The sequence below is a fragment of the Deinococcus roseus genome, from assembly GCF_014646895.1.
Lineage (GTDB): Bacteria > Deinococcota > Deinococci > Deinococcales > Deinococcaceae > Deinococcus_C > Deinococcus_C roseus.
Genome location: NZ_BMOD01000002.1, coordinates 518,392 through 537,247, shown reverse-complemented (window position 1 = coordinate 537,247; position 18,856 = coordinate 518,392). Strand labels below are relative to the sequence as shown.

The following is an 18,856-nucleotide window of genomic DNA, read 5'->3' as shown; positions in this document are numbered from 1 at the left end:
TGTAGGTGTTGGTCTTTCTGCGTGTCATGCTCACTCCATTCTGATCTGTGTTCTCGGAGTGTGCAAAAGTCTAACAGGTTCATCTTCTTTTGTTGTCCAGTTTGATCTGGTTTTCAGCTTCAGTGAATCACCCGGTTGAGGTGCAGCACCACAGCATATTTGCCATTTGCATTGGGCTGTTCAGGAAGCACCAGCGGAGACTGGTAGTTCAGGCGATCTCCGGCTTTCCATTCGTCGCCCACCCAGTACTGGTGCAGCAGTCCAGCTTCCATGTCACGGACACGCCTGAGGGCTTCGTGTTGCTCTTTTGTGATTTCGGTGGTGATGGTGCCGCCCAGGTCACGGGTGATGACCATCATGGGCGCCTCAAGGTCCAGGACAAATCCCTGGTTGGCCAGATCAATGATGCGTTCAGGAGCAAGCAATTCAAGGTGTTTGTTCTGATTTTCATCCATGCTTTCATGATTCATGATGGGGGTGAGATCTGGGCACGGAAAAGCTAAAAAAAATCCCGCTTTGCAGCGGGAAGGCAGAGCCTGTCAGGTTCACTTGCACAGGGCCAGCATGGTGGTTTTGGCGCTGTAATCCCACAGGCCGTGCAACTGCTGTTTTCCGGCGTTGATTTTGATGACAGATCCGGTTTTGATGCGCTGGACCACCTCATAGGTGTATTTTAATTTGTCCATCTGCACCTTGAAGCCTGTCAGCACTTTTTCCTGGGGGGTTTTGGTGCTCCAGAAAATTTCCTCGATGCTGCTGCATTTGATGTTGAAGGCCCCGAAAATCTTGGTGACCGAAGCGTCCACTTTGGCTTTTTGTTTGGGCTCGACCAGCCGGGCAGCACCAGGATAAAGGATCAGGTCACTGACCATCTGGGGGGCAGCAACAGGAGTGAAAACGTCAGATGCAGCCAGGGCAGCAGGACCCACAGCCGTTCCCAGAAGGACAGTTGCAACAGCGATTGCTTTCTTCATAGCTAGCAGTCTAAGGGGAGATCATGATAGCTCTCTAAAACACCCTGGCTGTCCTTTCAACCCTCAAGACTTTCTGAAGCCTGGTTTTCAGGGGTGTTTCAGCGCAGGTCTTTACAATGAAACCATTCAAATCCTTTCTGATTTTCAGCAGATGAGCATCCCTTTTGTGAACTTGATGGGTCTTGCTGCCATTGCAGCGTGCATGAAGCATCCACCTGTGCCGAGACAGGTGGATGCTTGCTGTTGTGTGGTTGGGTTGAGGTGCATGCTCAGGGATTTTCAGGGTTGAGCTGCTCCAGAAATTGCTCCACAAATTTCACAAAATCACCTGCGGGCATGGGTCTGGCGTAGTAGTATCCCTGCACATAGTCGCAATCGCGGGCTTTGAGCCATTCCACCTGCTCCAGGGTTTCCACGCCCTCGGCAATCACGGTTTTGCCGAGCTGGTGGCTCATGGCGATGATGGCATCGATGATGGGGCTGGAGGTGTCTGTCTCCAGGTTCTTCACGAAAGACCGGTCGATCTTGATGAAGCGGGTGTCAAAGCGGGTCAGGTAATTCAGGCTGGAGTACCCGGTTCCGAAGTCATCGAGGGCCAGTCGGATTCCGGCCTCCTGAATCAGGCGGAACTGTTCGGCAATCTCGAAAGCGTCCTGCAGGAACACGCTTTCGGTGATCTCGATGATCAGGCGGTCCGGGCTGATGCCTGCCTCCTGGATGTATCCCATGAAGCGCTCCATGGTGCCTTTCTGCAGAAACTGCTTGGCAGAAACGTTCACCGAGACATCGATGGGTTGCATGTCCAGGCGGTTCCAGACTTTGACCTGCTGGATCACCGTTCGGAACACCCAGTCGCCCAGGGCGTGAATCAGATCGCTTTCCTCGGCAATGGGAATGAACACCGCCGGGCTGATGAAGCCTTTTTCGGGGTGTTTCCAGCGCAAAAGTGCCTCTGCCTTGACGATGCGGTGGGAGTTGAGGTCCAGGATGGGCTGGTAGTACATCTCCAGCTCGTTGCGTTTGATGGCCTGGTTCAGTTCAACCGTCAGGGTGCGTTTCTCCACAGCCTGATCCTGCATGGCTTTCTGGAAGAAAGCATAACGGTTCTTGCCTTCATTTTTGGCGTTGTACATGGCCTGATCGGCGTAGATGAGCAGTTTGTTGGCGTCGTCTGCATCGTCTGGATAAACCGCAATCCCGATGCTGGCCGTGATGGTGAGGTTTTCTCTGCCAATCCGCACCGGGTGGGACAGGATGGCCAGAATCCGCTCTGCAATCATGGCGGCAGGGGTGATTTCGGTGAGGTGGGTCAGCATGATCACGAACTCGTCGCCAGAAAGTCTCGCCAGCACGTCACTGGCACGGGTGCACATTTTCAGGCGGTTGGAGACTTCTTTCAGAAGCTCGTCTCCAGCCTGGTGGCCGTAGGTGTCGTTGACCTCTTTAAAACGGTCCAGATCGATGAACAGCACCGCGCAGGCCTGATCGGTGCGCTGGGTGTTCTTGATTTCCTGGGACAGCAACTCAAAGAACAGGCGGCGGTTGGGCAGGTCGGTGAGGGCGTCGTGGTTGGCCTGGTGGCGGATCAGGTGCTCGGTGGTCTTCTGGTCGGTGATGTCCCAGGCGGTTCCCAGCATGCGGTAAGAACCGGGGTTGCTGCCCGGCAGCACCTTGGCATGGGAGCGCAGAACCCGCACCCTGTTTCGGGGCAGCAGCACTCGGAAATCTGCATGCAGGATGTCCTGGCCCTGCTGTTTGCCTTCTGCAACAGAGCGGAAGAATTCTTCCAGCAGGAGTTGATCGTCCTGGTGGATCCGCTCGTGGATCATGCGGTACACATCCTGATTTGAAGGGCTGCCTTCCGGGAGGCCCATCAGGTCGCACATTTTGCGGTCCATCTCGATGCACATGCTGGCACTGTCCCACTCCCAGATGCCAATGCCGCCCGCCTCGGTGGCCAGCAGCAGGCGGTTGGAGAGGATCAGCAACTCTTCACGGGCGGTTTTGCTTTCGGTGATGTCCTGGGCCGTGCCATACACCATCACGGCCTGCCCTTCACGGTTCTGGGCGATGCGGCCTTTCAGGTGAAGCCAGCGGGTTTTGCTTTTGCCCTGCAGTTCAACATCCAGGGCAAAGTCATCCTGATTCAGAATGGCCTCCTGCATCACCTCTTGCAGGGTCTGGCGGCTGTGGGGGGCCAGCACCGCATTGAGCGTGTCGATGTCCGGCACCGGGGCCTCTGCAGTGAACCCCAGCATCCTGCGAAATTCATCGGACCAGTCCAGGGTGCTGTGCACCAGGTCCCATTTCCAGCTGGCAATCTGGGCGATGCGGTGGGCTTCTCGCAAATCCAGCTCGATGCGTTTCTCGCGGGTGATGTCCCAGCTGGTGCCCATGATTTTCAGGGTGTGTCCTGCGCCGTCTTTGATCTGGTGGGCCACCACCTTGGTGTGCCTGACCGAGCCGTCTGGCAGCAGGATGCGGAATTCTGCCTCGTTGCTGTGACCACTGAGGGCCTGAAAGGTGAACCCCACCACCTTGGCGCTGTCTTCCGGGTGCACCAGAGGAGGCCAGTCTGCAAAGCGCCCCAGAAAGGTGTCCTGCTGCAGCCCGTACATCTCGCACATGCGGGCATCCCAGGTCAGGGTGTCGGACTGCACCTCCCATTCCCAGGTGCCCACCCCGCTGCTCTGCAAAGCAAATTCCAGCTGGCTGCGCATGCCCTCAAGTTCGTGCCGCACAGACAGCTCAGCGGTGGCATCTGAGAGCTCCAGCAGGGTGTAAGGGGTGCCTGTGTCGAAGGGAGCGATCTGGCGCACCCCCACATTGATCCAGATGGCCTGACCGTCTTCGCGCAGCCATTTGGTGTGAAACTGCAAATCGTCCAGCGAGCGGTCTGCCACCGACATGCCAATCACCCTTGGCAGATGGACTTGTGACAGGTCTTCGTGGGGCACCCCCAGCAGTTTGCTGAGGGCACGGTTGCCCCACAGCAGTTTTTCGTTGCCATCCAGCACCGCCAGCGCAATCTGGGCGTGTTCCAGAACTCCGGAGAGGGTCTGGTCAGCGGCTTGCTGGGGCTGGGTTTCCAGCACCACACTGGTGGTTTTCCCGGTGGGCCCCTGAATGGGGGTGAGGGTGAAGTGCAAACCCTGATGGCTGGTCATGTCCAGCTGGATTTCTGCAGGCAGGGGAGCATTCCCGAACAGGTGTTCCAGTTTCTGCCGGCTTTCTGGGGTCCAGGCATCCAGATCTTGCAGGGGCAGGCCGCTCAGGCGGGAATCCAGGTGCAAATCCCGGCTGACCGACTCGCTGACCTGCAGAATTTTACCCTCAGGAGACACCAGGAACATCCAGCCCTGCGCCCCCTGAAGCAGTTGTTTCAGCGTCGAGGACACCCTGGGGAGTCCTAAAGGATTTTTGTGGAAGGGGATCAAGTAAGCCTCCTCTGATGCCGAAGTGACAGGAACACGTTTTGAACGTTGGTTTCATTGTAACGCCAAAGTTCAAACAGGTTTCTAAATTTCAGTTCACAGTGGACAGTGTGCAGTTCACAATTCTGAATTCCTGTGAAACCCTGAAAACTGTTCCTGACAATGTGCACTGCTGGCATGGGGGCTGAGGAATGATCCAAAAGAAAGGTTCCTCCCAGTTTAGAGGAGGAACCCATGAAAGGCAGTAAGTTTTGTGACTTGCCTGCTGTGAACTGTCTACTGTGAACTGTTCACTTCACCAGCACAGCGGTGGTCCAGGCGGGCACGTTCACCTGGGTGCCACTGACCTGCACCAGTTTCAGCAGGCTGTCGGTGCTTTTTTGCAGCACAGGGTGCAGGGTCAGGCCAGAAACGCCGGTCTGGATGGTCTGCATTTCAGGGCTGGCATTGAACACCACCACGATCTTGCTGTAAGGGTTGCTCGCACTGGTTGCGCCCGTGAGGGTGTAGGCCACCACGCTGGCAGGCGCATCCAGGAAAACCAGGCTGTTCTGCACTTCTCTGGCGGTGGAGAGCCTGAACAGGTCAGAGCTGTAACGCAGTTTCAGCAGATCCTGGAAGTGGTCTCTGGCCCGCAGGATGTTGCTGCTGGAGGGTTTCAGGGCAGGGTTGGAGAGCAGGGGGCGCATCATGTCCCACTTGTCCTGGTTCTTCTCTGCAATGGGCAGACCTTTGCCCCAGCCGGTGGTCTGGTAGGTGAAGTCCAGCTGGTTGAACCAGTCGCCAGAGTTGTAGCTGTCACGATCCAGGGATTTGCTGCGCAGCAAATCGTCTCCAGCATGGAAGAAGGGGATGCCCTGAGACAGCATGATCACGCTCAGGGACAGGTTGTTCATGCGCACACGGGTGTTGAGGTCTGCGCCAGCAGGCGCTTTCCACTGGATGGCATCGAAGAGGGTTTCGTTGTCGTGGGCACTGACGTAATTGATGTCTTCCTGAGGGCTTGCAGCGTAGCCTGCTGCAGTGTTGCCGTTGTACAGCACCTGGCTGCCTTTCACGGTTTCACCAGCAGCGTTCTTGAAGGTGAAGTCCCGCAGGTTGCCTGCAATGCTGACTTTCAGCACGTCCTCAAGGTTGTTCAGGCGGTCTTTCTGACCTGCTGTCACCCCAAAGCCGTTGAAGGAGGTCAGCAGGCCTGTGGCAAAGCCCTGCTCTCTGGGATCGGTGAAGGGGCTTCCGCCACGCAGGGCATCCCGGATGCGGTCATTGAAGCTGCCGATGCCAGTTCCGTACATGTTCTGCTGGACGGCATTCACACCGCGCTTGCCACCCTGCACCTCTCCGAAATCCCAGCCCTCGCCGTACAGGTAAATTTTCTTGCCGTCCACGCCATCTTTGGCAACGGTGAGGGCGTCCAGGGCGTTGCGCACATTCTTCATGTTCTGCAGCATGTGGTGGCCCATCAGGTCAAAACGGAAACCGTCGATCCTGTACTGCTTCGCCCAGAAGACCAGGCTGTCGATCATCAGTTTTTCCATCATCTTGTGTTCGGTGGCGGTGTTGGAGCAGCAGGTGGAGTTCTCCACAGCACCATCCAGGTTCAGGCGCTGGTAGTAGCCGGGAACGATTTTGTCCAGCACGGATTTCTCAGCCATACCAGAAGCATTGGTGTGGTTGAACACCACGTCCTGAATGACCCGCAGCCCTGCCTGGTTCAGTGACATCACCATCTGGCGGTACTCTTTTGTGCGGTTGGTGGGGCTCACCGCATAAGAGCCTTCTGGCACCATGTAATGGAAGGGATCATAACCCCAGTTGAAACCATCCAGATCCTTGATCTTGTTGACTTCTTCCTGCTGGCGGGTGTCTGCAGGACCAAAGCCGCTCAGGTCCGGGGTGGTTTTCCAGTCTGCCTTGTTCTCATTGATGGTGGCAATGTCAAAGCTGGGCAGCAAATGGATGGCCTTGAGACCGGCATCGGCCAGGGACTTGAGGTGCTTCATGCCTGCACTGTTCTGCTCGGTGAAGGCCAGATAGGTGCCCTGTTCTGCCGCAGGCACGCTCTGGTCCATGACAGAGAAATCCCGGATGTGCAGCTCGTAAATGGACAGGTCGGTGGGCTTCTCCAGGGCAGGTTTGGGGTACACCGTCCAGCCATTGGGCTGGGTGGAGGGGTCCGTGAGGTCCAGCAGCCAGCTCTTCTTGCTGTTGACGGTCAGGGCCACCGAGTAAGGATCGGTCACCAGGCTGGTTTCGATTTTCCCGGTGGCAGGATGGAACACGCTCACCTCATACAGGTAGAACTTGTTCTTCCAGGTGTTGGGCAGGGTGGTGCTCCACACCCCATTGTCGAAGCTGGGCTCAATCTGGTCTGCAGGGTCAGCATCGCCTGCGTTGTTGTACACCATCACCTTGACGGTCTGGGCGGTGGGTGCCCACAGTTTCAACTGGATGTTGTTCTTCTCGAAAGTGGCACCCAGGTTGCCAAAATAGGCAAACATGTCGTCCAGAACCCCATAAGTCTGGATGCCTGTGACATCAATGGGCTTTTTGTCGCTGCCAATGGCCGAAATCGCCACCTGACCGGACAGGATGTTGGGGATCTTGCTGAGGTCTCGGTCCTGCAGTTTCAGGATGGCATAATCCCGCAGCTGGGGGTAATTCTGGGCCAGCACTTCATTCAGGCCACCGGGAACATATTCCAGTTCGATGTTGCGGCCCCCCTCAATCCCATCTGCAGAGAGTTTCAGGCCCGCATTCACATCGAAGTTGAGGTAATACTTGGCTCCGGGTTTGATCAGGCTGGATTTGACAGCCACCAGATTTTTGGTGAGCCAGTGGGCCTGTTGTTTGGCAAGATCTCCCACCACCTGCCTGCTGAGGTCGGGTTTCTCGGTGAAGACCTTGCTGGAACCAGAGACCAGCCAGACCTGCCGGGGCAAGGATTTGTCCCACATCATGTCTGGGCCAGGATCCTTGTCGTCTCCCTTGTGCACAATGAAGCCCACTTTGGCAGCGTCGTTTTTCAGGGGCACATCCCAGAAAGCCCCATAATCGGTGATGCCCGTCTGGGCAAAGGGTTTGCCCCACTCTACAGACACAGCAGCATCCTCCCACAGGTGCAGTCCCCAGCCTTCATAAACGGCGTCTGGGCGGTTGTAATTGATGCGCAGGGTGCCTTCAGGCTGTGCAGGCGCAGGTTTTGCATCTTTGCTGACTTTGGGTTGCCCGGTGTCAGGCAGGGTGACATTGACCTTGCTGCTGCCCGACACAATCCAGGCTTCCTTGCTCTGGGTGAGGTCCAGAAACTGGTCCGGGCCGGGATCTTTGGTGTCCCCCTTGTGCACCAGAAAGCCGAGTTTCCTGGCATCGTTTTTCAGCTTGACATCGAAGTAAACTCCGAATTCATCCTTGCCAGTTTGTTGCAGGGGTTTGTCCCAGGACACACTGACCCCGGCGTCTTCCCAGGCGTGCAATCCCCAGCCCTCGTAGTTGCCATCTGGACGGAAGTAGTGGACCCGGGCAGTGCCTTCAGGCAGCGACTGGGCCAGAGCACAGGTCAGACTGGCGAGCGCGCTGAACGCGAACAGCAGTTTTCTCATGGTTTGTCTCCTTACAGAAGCATTTTACGTTGAAGCGGTTCCAAAATACAAATGGAAGCGGGATGCCGAGGGCGCAGGGCCGAGAGCCGAGGGCAATCTGTATTGCAATTGCTTGTGCTTTGGTGAATCTGGAAAACATTGGATTGACACCCTCAGTTTCAGCATTTACCTTGCTCTCGGCTCTCGGCTCTCGGCTCTCGGCTCTCGGCTCTCGTCCCTTTCACGCACATGAAATCCTCACCCCCCATGTTAAGCTGAGGTACTTCCGCACAGAGGGGCACCACAGCGCATGACCGACCAACGCATCGCCCGTTATCAGGCCATTTTTGAGATTCTCGAACTGATCTCCCACGACAAGACCACTTCAGAAATCATCAAAAGCACGTACCAGTTGGCCCACCGGGTGGCGCAGGTGCCCATCATGCTGATTGCGCTGGTCAACCAGAAATACCCCAACCTGCTGGGCATCGAGGTCCTCGAAGAAGGCATTCACACCCAGCTCACCAGCCCCAGACGGGACGATGGTCTGATCGAGTGTGTTCTGAGAGGGGAAACCATCCTGACCGGGGATTTTCAGTCTTACCTGAGGACCCGCAATTTTGTGGTGCGCTCAACTTTCACTGAAGTGTCCACACTGACCACCCGTTCCTGGCTGGGGGTGCCTTTCAAAACCCAGAAAGGCACGGTGGGAGCCCTGTCCTGGCAATCCTATGAAGCAGATTTCTTTGACGAAGAAGATTTGCATTTTGCAGAGTTGCTGGCCAAGCACCTGGGTTTTGCCATTTCCAATGCAGAACTCTGGCATGACCTGAACGAACTGGCCCACACCGATGTTCTCACCGATCTGGGCAACCGTCGGGCGTTCATGCTGTCCATCGATGAAAGAATCCTCTCCCAGAGCCCTTTTGCGCTGGTGGTCATGGACATCCAGAAGTTCAAACAGATCAACGACAATTACGGCCACCAGACCGGAGATGAGGTGCTGGCCGCAGTGGGGGAGGCCCTCAGGCAACACACCCGTGGCATGGGCAAAGTTTACCGTCTGGGCGGAGATGAATTCGCTCTGCTGACCCTGGCGGATGTTGCAGTGGTGGAACGGGTGGTGGCAAAGGTGCAAGACGCCCTCAGGCACCGCTTCCCGGATTTTTCGGTGCAACTGAATTCCGGGGTGGCCCTCTTTCCGCAGGATGCCCGCACCGAAGATGCCCTGTACCATGTGGCAGATCAGGCGATGTACCTGGCCAAGAGCAAAAGTGCCGGAATGGCTGTCAAGAATGAACTGGGGTCCGAAGCGGCAGGCCCTGCAGAACCCCAGTAACCCGGATCAGCGGGTGGGGATCTGGTTTTTCAGGATCAGCACATCCCGGATCACCAGATAAGGCAACAAAGCAAAAGCCCCCAGAAACAGCGTCGCCACTGCGAAGGGAAACCGCAGCCAGTTGTCATGCTGGATCACGATGTAAGCCGCCATCAGGGCAGAGAGCACCAGGGTGTTCATGTAAGCCAGACGTGCAAAATGGCTGGCCTGCAGGATGTACCAGGCGTCCATTCCGGTGTACAGCAGGCTGACCAGCAGCACAGCCAGCATCAGCACCCATGCGCCGCCCAGAATTTGCACCCGCAGCATGCTCGGTTTGCGGAGTTTTTCCATGTTGTCCATCCTTCCAGGGCTGCCCTGTCAAAATCGGGCCTCCCTTTGTAGAGTTGTGAACGCTTGAAAAAGCCCAGAGGTCGTATTCTTGAACTTATGGTACGTTATACCCGCATTCCCAGTTCCAGTCTGCGTGTCACCGGACAGGACCGCCTGGATTTTCTGACCGGACAGATGACCGGAAACCTGAAAAGCGCCCTTACCCCTGGCAGGGTCCCTTCCCTGTTCCTGAACGTCAAAGGCCAGATCGAGCAGGTGGCGCAGGTGTACCGCCGGGAAAGCGACCTGTATGTGCACCTCCCAGAAGATGAAGCGGCCATGCTGGCGGCCCGGTTCAAGAAGTACATCATTTTCGATCAGGTGGAAATCGAGGACACCACCGAAACGCTGGCCACCTTCCACCTGTGGGGCGACGATCCCGAAAGCGAACTCCCAGGCTGGAACCGCGAGGGACCCGACACCCAGCACATCCAGTGGGAAGAGGACTTCACGGTGCTGGTCTCCCGCATCCGCCGGAGTGCCAATGTGGGTCTGGACATCCACCTGCTGCGCAGCAAAGTGCTGGACTTCTACGAGTTCATGAAACTGGAAGAAGCGGCCTGGGAGGAGCTGCAGATGGAACGCATCCTGGCCGGGGTTCCCGATGCCTACATTGATGGTTTCAATGGGCACCTTCCGCAGGAATGTGGCATGGAATTTGCGGTGAGTTACCAGAAAGGCTGCTACATCGGGCAGGAGATCATGGCCCGTGTGGAAGCCAGAGGCAACACCCGCAACCACCTGGTGCGCCTGCGTGGCGAGGACATCCCCAGTTTTGCCGAGATCACCCTGGACGGCAAAGTGGTGGGCACCACCGGAATCAGCCTGGGAGACACCTGTCTGGCCGTGCTGCGCAAGGAAATTGAATTTGGCACCCCCGTGACCATCGAGGAAGCTTCCGCGCAGCCCGAAGCCCTGCCTGTCCTGAGTCTGGTGTAAATGCGTCTGGCAGATCAACTGAAAGCTGCAGGCCGCAGACCCGAGCCCGAGCAGGCTTTGCCCATCCTCAGAAAGGTCTATTTGCTGGCCTTTCTGGTGCTGGTGGTGCCTGTGGCCCTCCTGGGTCTGATTTTCCTGGGTGAACGCTGGGGCAGCCTGTATGTCTGGACCTGGTTTGCCCTCAGCATTGTGCTGTCTTGCGGGGTCCTTGCCCTGGCCGGGCGGCCTTTTCAGGAGGAGATTTCCTTCAAAAGTGCCCTCACCGTGGCGATCCGCCTGGGGAGTGCCCCTGCTGTGCCCGCCCTGTTTGCCGCCCTGAATTACTCCCATGGTCTGGCCTTGACCGTGTTTCTTTTGACCAGTGCAGGGTTTTACCTGATCGGACACCTGATGCTGCGCAGTTATTCCGGGCCTTACAGGGTGTGAAGATGTCAGAACATCACATCTTTGATGCTGAAATCCTCAGAAGGAAGTTTCTCAAATGGGGCCAGACAGGTGAAAACACCCATTTGCTCACAGGAAAAGTCACAGGAAAAGACAGTGCAGTCCTGGATGTTTTTCCAGAACTGCACCCTGATGAAGAAGCCATCGTGATCTTTCAGCATGAAGACCGCAGAACCCTGATCACCAACCTGAGGATTTTTGTGGATGTTCAGGACACCAGGGAAATGTTCTTTCTGGACGAAGTCTTCTGTGAGATCGACATTCGCCTGTTTGGTTCTCCCAGAAAAGAGTTGTGGGACAGGTTTGTTTTGCGTTCTCTGCAGGGTGAATCCAGAGTGCTGGTTCTGGAACCAGGGCCTCCTTTCTGGGGCATCTTCAACCTGCTGAAAACAGTGCAGTCTCTCAAGGGAAGGCCTTTGACTGACCTGCAATAACATCAAGCAACCCTCTGGACCTTTCAAACGTACCCAGAAGAAACAGGAGCCAGACCCCAGCAGGCTCCTGATCTTTTCATGACAATCCAGAGCAGATCTGAACGGATCCAGACCCGTCCCTGACCCATACCTGACCAAATCCAGGATGGGCAGATAAATCCATGACAATTCTCAGACATATTGGAGACAGAAGACATGCAATAGACGTACAAGACAGGAAATTCCGCTACTCTGGAAGTGAAAATGAAAAAAACAGTTGCACCCCTACTGACCCTTTTACTCATCGCTGGTGTGGGCTTTGCCCTGTATCAATCCCTCAAGGACCGTTTTGCTTCTGCGGTGCTGGTGAAAGGGGTGATTGGCTCTGAAAAAGAAGATTTCTTCAAAGACCCTGAATTGACCGCCCTCTTAAAGAAAAAAGGCTTTCAGGTGGAGGTGCAGAAAGCCGGGTCCAGGCAGATCGCCACCACATTTGACCTGAATGGCATGGACTTCGCTTTCCCCTCTGGCGCCCCTGCTGCAGAGAAACTGCGCAAGGACAAAAAGGCCAGAACCACCTTCTCGGTGTTCTTCACCCCCATGGTGGTGGCCTCCTGGCAGCCCATCGCCAGCATTCTGGAGAAAAACGGTCTGGCCCAGAACAAGGGCAAATACGACCTGCTGGACCTGGAAAAACTGCTGCAGGCCATCAAGGACAAAAAGCGCTGGAACAGCCTGAAAGACAGCGGTGCCTACCCGGTCAACAAACCCATCCTGATCTCCAGCACCGATGTCACCAAGAGCAACTCGGGGGCCATGTATCTGGCACTGGCCAGTTACATCTTCAACGGAGACAACGTGGTGCAAAGCGCCCAGCAGGCCGCCCAGGTGCTCGATGATGTCAAACCCCTCTTTTTGCAGCAGGGGTATCAGGAAAGCACCTCCCAGGGACCGTTTGAAGATTACTTCCTGATCGGTATGGGCAAGACCCCCATGGTGATGGTCTACGAATCCCAGTACCTGGACAAAGCCCTGAAAAACGCCCTGCGTCCCGGCATGCGTCTGATGTACCCCAATCCGGGCATGTTCACCAAGCACATCCTGGTGCCCTTCACAGACAGTGGGACAAAGTTTGGGGAACTGCTCAGCAACGACCCGGACATCCAGCGCATCGCGGCAAAATACGGCCTGCGCAGCCAGAACCAGCAGGTCTTCGAGGAGGTCACCCGGTCTTCTGGACTGGCCCGCCCAGAGGCTGTGGCAGACATCGTGGACCCACCCACATACGACGTGCTGGAAAACATGATCCAGGGCATCGAGCAAAGCAGATAACCCCTCAAATCAGGAGGAATGAACATGGAATTGACCCCCCCCGAAACCCTGACCGCCCCGGAACCTGTGCAGAAAATTGAACCCACCCAGGCCGACAGCATGGTCAAACTGAAACCCGAGACCGTGCAGGTGCTGGACCAGAAAGCCCTGAATTTCATTGATGATGTTTTGAAGCTCGATGCCCAGAGCCCTGAATTCAAAGAGCGCCTGGACGCCATTCACAGCATGGGCACTGCAGAGATGGTGCAGGCCGCCCGCGTGTCCAGCCGTTTTCTGGAACGCCCGGCCAACACTGGAGACCAGATCCTCAAAGACGAGCGTTCCCCGGTTTCAAAGGCCCTGGTGGATCTGCGCAACACCATTGAAGACCTGGACCCCAGCAAGCAGGGAGACCTCTTTGAAACCCGCAAACTGCTGGGCCTGATTCCGTTTGGCAACAAACTGCGCTCTTACTTCATGCGCTTCGAGTCCAGCCAGAACCACCTGTCCGGCATTCTGGACACCCTCTACCGCTCCCAGGACGAACTGAAAAAAGACAATGCCACCATCGAGCAGGAAAAAGTGGCCCTCTGGAACGCCATGCAGGCCCTGCAGGGTTACGTGCATGTCGGGAAGCAGATTGATGCTGCTTTAGAGTCCCGTCTGGGCACCCTGCAACTGCAGGACCCTGAAAAAGCCCGCATCGTGCAGGAAGAAATGCTGTTTTACGTGCGCCAGAAGGTGCGGGACCTCCTGACCCAGCTTGCGGTGTGCATCCAGGGGTACCTTGCCCTCGATCTGGTGAAGAAAAACAACCTGGAACTGATCAAGGGCGTGGACCGGGCCAGCACCACCACCGTGATGGCGCTCAGGACCGCTGTGATCGTGGCGCAGGCCCTGGCCAACCAGAAACTGGTGCTGGACCAGATCAACGCCCTGAACACCACCACCAGCAACCTGATCGAATCCACATCGCGGCTTTTGCAACGCCAGACCGAGCAGGTCACCCAGCAGAGCATGAATGCCTCTGTGAACATCGACCAGCTCAGGAACGCCTTCCAGAACATCTACAGCACCATGGATCAGGTCAGCAGCTACAAACTGAAAGCGCTGGACAGCATGCAAAAAACCGTGAATGTGCTCACCGAGGAAGTGCAGAAAGCCCAGACCTACATGGACCGCAGCAGGCAAAGTGCAATGGCGCAGGGTGCAGCCCTTCAGGACAGTGGATTCAAACTTTAAAGGATTTTATGCCAGAAACCCACATCAGAAAACCCCTCAAGAAACCCATGCAAAAAGCGTTGTGGATGGTGCTTCCCCTGCTGCTGGCTGCCTGTGGCCAGAACAAAAACACCACCCTGAATGTGCTGGCAGGCTCTGAACTGAAAGACCTGACCTCCATCTTTGACGCCATGCAAAAGGAAACAGGCATCACCCTGAACCTGCAATACGTGGGAACACTGGATGGAGTGGAAAAAATCACCACCGGAGACCCTGCAGACCTGGCCTGGTTCTCACACGGCAAATACCTGAACCTGGTGGCGCGCAACAAGGTGGTGCAGCAGGAACGCATCATGCTCTCTCCGGTGGTGCTGGGGGTCAAACACAGCAAGGCCCAGGCCTGGGGCTGGCTGAACAAAGACAAACCCGTCACCTGGGATGACATCGCCCAGAAAGCCAGCACCGGTGAGCTGAAATTCGCCATGACCAACCCAAGTGCCAGCAACAGTGGGTTCACGGCCCTGATGGGTCTGAATGCAGCCCTCAAAGACAAAAACGCTTTAAAAGATTTTTTCAAAGGGCAGGCCCTCACAGCGGGCAGCAGTGGGTGGCTCTCGGATGCTTTCGTGCAGGACCAGGGCAAGCTGGACGGCATGGTCAATTACGAATCGGTGATTTTAAGCCTCAACCAGTCAGGAAAACTGACAGAGCGTCTGGACCCGATTTATCCCCAGGAAGGGATTGTCACCGCAGATTACCCCCTGATGCTGCTCAACAAGGACCAGCAGGCGTCCTACCAGAAAGTGGTGGACTATTTAAAGCAACCCGATGTGCAGCGCAAGATCATGGAACTGACCCTGCGCAGACCCGCCAGCACCGATGTGCCCCTTTCCAGCATCTTTCCCAATGCCCTGCTGGTTGAACTGCCTTTCCCGGCCACGGCTGCTGAAGTGCAGAACATTCTGGCCAGCTATTTCAGTGAGCAGCGCAAACCCGCACACGCCATCTTCGTGCTGGACGTCAGTGGCAGCATGGGGGGAGACAGGCTTTCAAACCTCAAAAGCTCCATCAGCAACCTGGCCGGACAGGACACCAGCCTGACCGGGCGTTACGCCAGCTTCCAGAACCGCGAGAAAGTCACCTTTATCCCCTTCAACAGCTACACCCTGCCCGAAAAAACCTTTCTGATCCAGAGCAAACAGGACAACTTTGAGATCCAGAACTACATCAACGGGCTGCAGGCAGATGGCGGAACGGGCATCTACAGCGCCCTCCGGGCAGCTTATGATCTGGCAGGTCGGGAAATGCAAGCCGATCCCAACCGCACCTACACCATCGTGGTGATGAGCGACGGAGAGAACAACTCCGGTCTGGACCTCAGCGGCTTCGAGAACACCTTCCAGATGTACCCTGCAGACCTCAGACAGGTGCGCACCTTCCCGATCCTCTTCGGAGAAAGCGACGACCAGGACATGAACCGTCTGGCTTCAGACACCGGAGGCAAGGTCTTCAATGGTCGGGACTCACTGGCGAAGGTCTTCAAGGAAATCCGCAGTTACCAGTAAGCTGAAAGGGAGACCTGCATGAATCTTTTTCTTTACCTTTACTCCCGAAAAAACCTGGTGGGCACCACCCTGGCCCTCGTCGGTCTGCTGCTGTACTTTGTGGGCATCAATTCCCTCTGGTACGTGATCATCCCCGGACTGTACCTGATTGGGGTGACCATCACGCCCCAGGAAACCTACGGCAGCCAGCGCAAACAGGTCAGCGACCAGGAGATCAGAAACCACCTGGACACCGTGATCCAGAGCTACCGCAAAAAACTCCCCAAAGAAGCCATCGAAAAAGTGGAAACCATCGAGTCCTTGATTGATGAACTTCTCCCCAGACTGAAGCCCCTGGGGGGCAGCAAAGAAGCCTACTCGGTGCGCCAGATGGCCCTGGATTACCTCCCCACCACCCTGCAGAATTACGTGAATTTGCCCTCGGCTTTCGCCAACCTGCACCCCATCAAAGACGGCAAAACCGCCAAAGTGATCCTGCTGGAACAACTGGACGTGCTGGAAAGCGGAATGCAGGCCCTGACCGCCAGTGTGCTCTCGGGAGATGCCCAGAAGATGCTGGCCAATGGACTGTTTCTGGAGGACAGTTTCAAGCAGGGGGAGTCGTTTTTGTGATGGGGCCGAGGGCACAGGGCAGAAAGCACAGGGCCGAGAGCCGAGGGCCAAAAGCAGAAGGCAGAAGGCTTTTTAAAACGTCAGAGATTCTGGGGTGCATAGGGTTTAAGTGATGTGCTGGAGTCAGTTTTGATGTTGATCTCCAGCATTCGGTCCCCGTACGCCACCACATTCTTGAGGTAGGTGTTGAGGGCATACGGGGACAAGCACATGCTTTCTGCCCTGTGCTTTCTGCCCTGTGCCCTCGGCGTTTTGCTTCAGCAAAACCATTAAAACTTCCCCAAGCCCCCTGTGACGGCAGTCGGTCTGGTTTCCCGAAAAGCCCCTAGACTGACAGCATCTCAGGCAAATGTGTTTGCGCTGGTCCTGACCTGAAGAAACTTTGTCTGGCATTTATGTTGCAGAGGCATCATCAGGTCAGCATCTTCACACCGTCAGAAAACACATCGTCAGAAAACACATCGAAAAAGCATCCCGGAGGAAGACCCCATGAAACGCATCCTTTTGACTGCACTGGCGTTTGGCTCACTGGCCCTGGCGGCCCCCACCCAGATCAACCTGCTGAACACCCCCATTCAGGCAGATGCAGAACAGCAGGGGAATCAGGTGTGGGTGTCTGCAATTCCCTTCTGGCAGGCGGCAGGAGGGCAGTTTCTGGGCATTGACCCCTCCACCCTCAGCATCAAGGTGCAGTACCAGGGGAAAGTGTTGCAACTCAAATTCAGCCTCAGGAACAACCAGCCCTACTTTTTGCTTTCAGACCTGACGGACCAGTTGAAACTGACGGTGGTCCGTCAAAATGGAGCTTATGTTTTGACTGCCCAGGATGCTGTTGCTGCCCCTGTTGTGCTTCCGGTCAGCCCACCTGAGCCGCTTCCTGTGGTCACAGCCTGTGCTGCGCCTTCCTGGAAGGGAGGGCCAGTGTCCAGGGCAGATCTGGTGCAGGATGCAAAAGACCTGTATGACCGTGTGGATGCAGGGGAAGACATTTCAGGCTTTTTGAAGAAGCGTTTTGAGGCGCTGGGGATTCCCGTGCTGCCTCTGGCCCAGAGCGTGCCACAACTCAAACAGAGCAAAATGCTGGTTCCAGATTTGCAACTTGCCCTGATGAACCGGGCTTTCCAGCAGGGCAACCTGATCGGGGTGAAGTCTTATCTGGACCTCCTCAAACAGCGTGGCGTGACCTTCAAAACCGATCTGAATTGTGCCTTGCAAGGTCTTGCTGACCAGAACTCTTTTTCACCCGAAGAAACCGTGCTGGCCTACATCCTGCTGCTGGGACAGGAGCGCACCCTTCGCGATGGGGTCAGCAGCACTTCAGTGTGGGGAGATGGTTTTCTTGACCCCTTGCAAATGGCCCTTTTGAACGTGCTGATCGGGGTGCAGAACCATCCGCTGGCTGTGGCCCAGAAACCCCGGAACCACTTCAATCTGTTTGCCCTGCTCTGGACGGACTGGCTCACCGACTGGGTGAAAGGCATGCCTGCAGGCAAAGCCCAGAGCACCCTGGTTGGCGGACCCCTGCAGGATTTGCTGGGCTCCAGCACCTCCTGGAAAGATTTGCCCAGAGACGCGCTGTGTTCCAGTCTGACCCTGTATGGCTTCAAACTGGACCTGTCCGTAGAGAAGCCCAACCTGTACCGCAAACTCCCCGATGATGCCTCCAGACCTTTCCTGACCACTGTGAAACTGAAAGTCCAGTTTCAGGACGATTACTCCAAAAACGTGCTGTTCGGGATTGTGGATGTGAAAACCCTGCTGGGAGACCTGGGTTGCAAGGTTCCCGATCCAGGGGATGCGAAAAACACCAGTCTGGAATGGCAACTGGACGACACCCTGCAAAAACATGGCGACCTGGACATCAAACCCACCCACACCGACGACACGGGCTCTGCCACCGCCACGTACCGCACAAAAGACGACAAAACCCCCAGGGCCTACCGGGTGAAACGCAAGAGCGACATTGGCCGAATTGGGGTGCAACTGACCGGACTGCTTTCTGACCTGCGTGGCATTGAGGCTGCAGTGCGTTCCAGTGGGAAAGCTGCAACAGCAGACCAGCGCATCACTGTGAATTACTACGAGCCTCCAAAACTGAAATTTCTGATGGATTCAGACCTCAGACTGTCTGGCGATGGGGGAGGTACCCGCATGGTGGTTCAGTCCGAATTCCCACTGGAAGCCTACTTTGAAGGGGAAACCCTGAAAGGCTACCGGGGAAGTGGCGTCATCAATGTGAAACAGCTTTCCCTGGACCCCAAAAAGTGCACGGTTTCGGGCACGCCTGGACAGGCTGTGGTGCATCTGGTGATTGATGACCCGGACAGCGAAGACCTGAAAATGCTCTTGCAGGTCGGAAAACCCACCGGAGGCGGAGTTGCCCCCATGATGGAGTTGCATTGCCCCGCACCTGGTCCTGTTCCACCCATTGATGCCTGGACCTCACCTTTCATTGGGGCGCACGAGGGCGAACTGGGCACCCTGCTGGATCCCAACCCACAGGCAGGACTGCTGATCAAACACTGGCAATTGCCCCACACCACCATCCTGGGTGTGAAATCCTATTCGGGCAGCCACCCTGCAGGCAAAGGCACCATCACAGAGACCACCACCCTGACGCTGGATCTGTTGCCCTGAAAAGTGCAAAAAGA

14 protein-coding genes are annotated in these 18,856 nt (G+C 56.1%); 9 read left to right on the top strand and 5 right to left on the bottom strand.

Features of this window, described 5'->3' with window-relative positions:
• Positions 1-119: 119 nt before the first annotated feature.
• The 4 genes from IEY52_RS05520 to pulA all read right to left on the bottom strand — a co-directional run bounded on the left by IEY52_RS05520 (position 120) and on the right by pulA (position 8,010).
• Positions 120-455, bottom strand: coding sequence for a hypothetical protein (locus IEY52_RS05520; RefSeq protein ID WP_189001080.1), 336 nt, complete (start codon positions 453-455; stop codon positions 120-122).
• 90 nt (positions 456-545) lie between these two features.
• Positions 546-974 carry a hypothetical protein gene (locus IEY52_RS05515; RefSeq protein ID WP_189001077.1) on the bottom strand — a complete coding sequence of 143 codons (429 nt, stop codon included), beginning with the start codon at positions 972-974 and terminating at the stop codon, positions 546-548.
• A 269-nt stretch (positions 975-1,243) separates the two neighbouring features.
• Positions 1,244-4,411 (bottom strand): bifunctional diguanylate cyclase/phosphodiesterase, encoded by a 3,168-nt coding sequence (locus tag IEY52_RS05510; RefSeq protein ID WP_189001074.1) that lies wholly within the window; start codon positions 4,409-4,411, stop codon positions 1,244-1,246.
• A gap of 287 nt (positions 4,412-4,698) precedes the next feature.
• Positions 4,699-8,010 carry a pullulanase-type alpha-1,6-glucosidase gene (gene pulA / locus IEY52_RS05505; RefSeq protein WP_189001070.1) on the bottom strand — a complete coding sequence of 1,104 codons (3,312 nt, stop codon included), beginning with the start codon at positions 8,008-8,010 and terminating at the stop codon, positions 4,699-4,701.
• 289 nt (positions 8,011-8,299) lie between these two features.
• Here pulA and IEY52_RS05500 point away from each other — a divergent pair, with 289 nt between their 5' ends.
• A complete protein-coding gene (locus IEY52_RS05500; RefSeq protein ID WP_189001068.1) occupies positions 8,300-9,328 on the top strand; it encodes a sensor domain-containing diguanylate cyclase in 1,029 nt (342 codons plus the stop codon).
• Positions 9,329-9,334: 6 nt separating this feature from the next.
• Here IEY52_RS05500 and IEY52_RS05495 read toward each other — a convergent pair whose 3' ends face one another.
• A complete protein-coding gene (locus IEY52_RS05495) occupies positions 9,335-9,661 on the bottom strand; it encodes a hypothetical protein (RefSeq protein WP_189001065.1) in 327 nt (108 codons plus the stop codon).
• Between the two features lie 96 nt (positions 9,662-9,757).
• Between IEY52_RS05495 and ygfZ the strand changes: the two genes are divergently transcribed.
• The 8 genes from ygfZ to IEY52_RS05455 all read left to right on the top strand — a co-directional run bounded on the left by ygfZ (position 9,758) and on the right by IEY52_RS05455 (position 18,842).
• On the top strand, positions 9,758-10,639 hold the full coding sequence (gene ygfZ / locus IEY52_RS05490; protein ID WP_189001062.1) for a CAF17-like 4Fe-4S cluster assembly/insertion protein YgfZ: 882 nt from the start codon (positions 9,758-9,760) through the stop codon (positions 10,637-10,639).
• The gene (locus tag IEY52_RS05485) at positions 10,640-11,065 is read left to right on the top strand and encodes a hypothetical protein (RefSeq protein ID WP_189001059.1); all 426 of its coding nucleotides are present in this window, start codon (positions 10,640-10,642) and stop codon (positions 11,063-11,065) included.
• Positions 11,066-11,067: 2 nt separating this feature from the next.
• Complete coding sequence (locus IEY52_RS05480; protein ID WP_189001056.1) at positions 11,068-11,517, top strand: hypothetical protein; 450 nt, start codon at positions 11,068-11,070, stop codon at positions 11,515-11,517.
• Positions 11,518-11,760: 243 nt separating this feature from the next.
• Entirely contained in the window at positions 11,761-12,828 is a 1,068-nt protein-coding gene (locus tag IEY52_RS05475) for a hypothetical protein (protein WP_189001053.1), read from the top strand.
• 24 nt (positions 12,829-12,852) lie between these two features.
• Positions 12,853-14,049, top strand: a complete 1,197-nt coding sequence (locus IEY52_RS05470; RefSeq protein ID WP_229684648.1) for a toxic anion resistance protein — start codon at positions 12,853-12,855, stop codon at positions 14,047-14,049.
• Positions 14,050-14,057: 8 nt separating this feature from the next.
• Positions 14,058-15,593: a substrate-binding and vWA domain-containing protein gene (locus IEY52_RS05465; RefSeq protein ID WP_229684647.1), complete on the top strand. Its 1,536-nt coding sequence runs from the start codon at positions 14,058-14,060 to the stop codon at positions 15,591-15,593.
• 18 nt (positions 15,594-15,611) lie between these two features.
• Positions 15,612-16,205, top strand: a complete 594-nt coding sequence (locus IEY52_RS05460) for a hypothetical protein (RefSeq protein ID WP_189001047.1) — start codon at positions 15,612-15,614, stop codon at positions 16,203-16,205.
• A gap of 489 nt (positions 16,206-16,694) precedes the next feature.
• Positions 16,695-18,842, top strand: coding sequence for a hypothetical protein (locus tag IEY52_RS05455; protein WP_189001044.1), 2,148 nt, complete (start codon positions 16,695-16,697; stop codon positions 18,840-18,842).
• The last annotated feature ends 14 nt before the right edge of the window (positions 18,843-18,856 follow it).

Coding starts and splice junctions, on each gene's coding strand:
- IEY52_RS05520 (WP_189001080.1), bottom strand. CDS start 455: ATGGATGAAAATCAGAACAAACACCTTGAATTGCTTGCTCCTGAACGC.
- IEY52_RS05515 (WP_189001077.1), bottom strand. CDS start 974: ATGAAGAAAGCAATCGCTGTTGCAACTGTCCTTCTGGGAACGGCTGTG.
- pulA (WP_189001070.1), bottom strand. CDS start 8,010: ATGAGAAAACTGCTGTTCGCGTTCAGCGCGCTCGCCAGTCTGACCTGT.
- IEY52_RS05500 (WP_189001068.1), top strand. CDS start 8,300: ATGACCGACCAACGCATCGCCCGTTATCAGGCCATTTTTGAGATTCTC.
- IEY52_RS05495 (WP_189001065.1), bottom strand. CDS start 9,661: ATGGAAAAACTCCGCAAACCGAGCATGCTGCGGGTGCAAATTCTGGGC.
- ygfZ (WP_189001062.1), top strand. CDS start 9,758: ATGGTACGTTATACCCGCATTCCCAGTTCCAGTCTGCGTGTCACCGGA.
- IEY52_RS05485 (WP_189001059.1), top strand. CDS start 10,640: ATGCGTCTGGCAGATCAACTGAAAGCTGCAGGCCGCAGACCCGAGCCC.
- IEY52_RS05480 (WP_189001056.1), top strand. CDS start 11,068: ATGTCAGAACATCACATCTTTGATGCTGAAATCCTCAGAAGGAAGTTT.
- IEY52_RS05475 (WP_189001053.1), top strand. CDS start 11,761: ATGAAAAAAACAGTTGCACCCCTACTGACCCTTTTACTCATCGCTGGT.
- IEY52_RS05470 (WP_229684648.1), top strand. CDS start 12,853: ATGGAATTGACCCCCCCCGAAACCCTGACCGCCCCGGAACCTGTGCAG.
- IEY52_RS05465 (WP_229684647.1), top strand. CDS start 14,058: ATGCCAGAAACCCACATCAGAAAACCCCTCAAGAAACCCATGCAAAAA.
- IEY52_RS05460 (WP_189001047.1), top strand. CDS start 15,612: ATGAATCTTTTTCTTTACCTTTACTCCCGAAAAAACCTGGTGGGCACC.
- IEY52_RS05455 (WP_189001044.1), top strand. CDS start 16,695: ATGAAACGCATCCTTTTGACTGCACTGGCGTTTGGCTCACTGGCCCTG.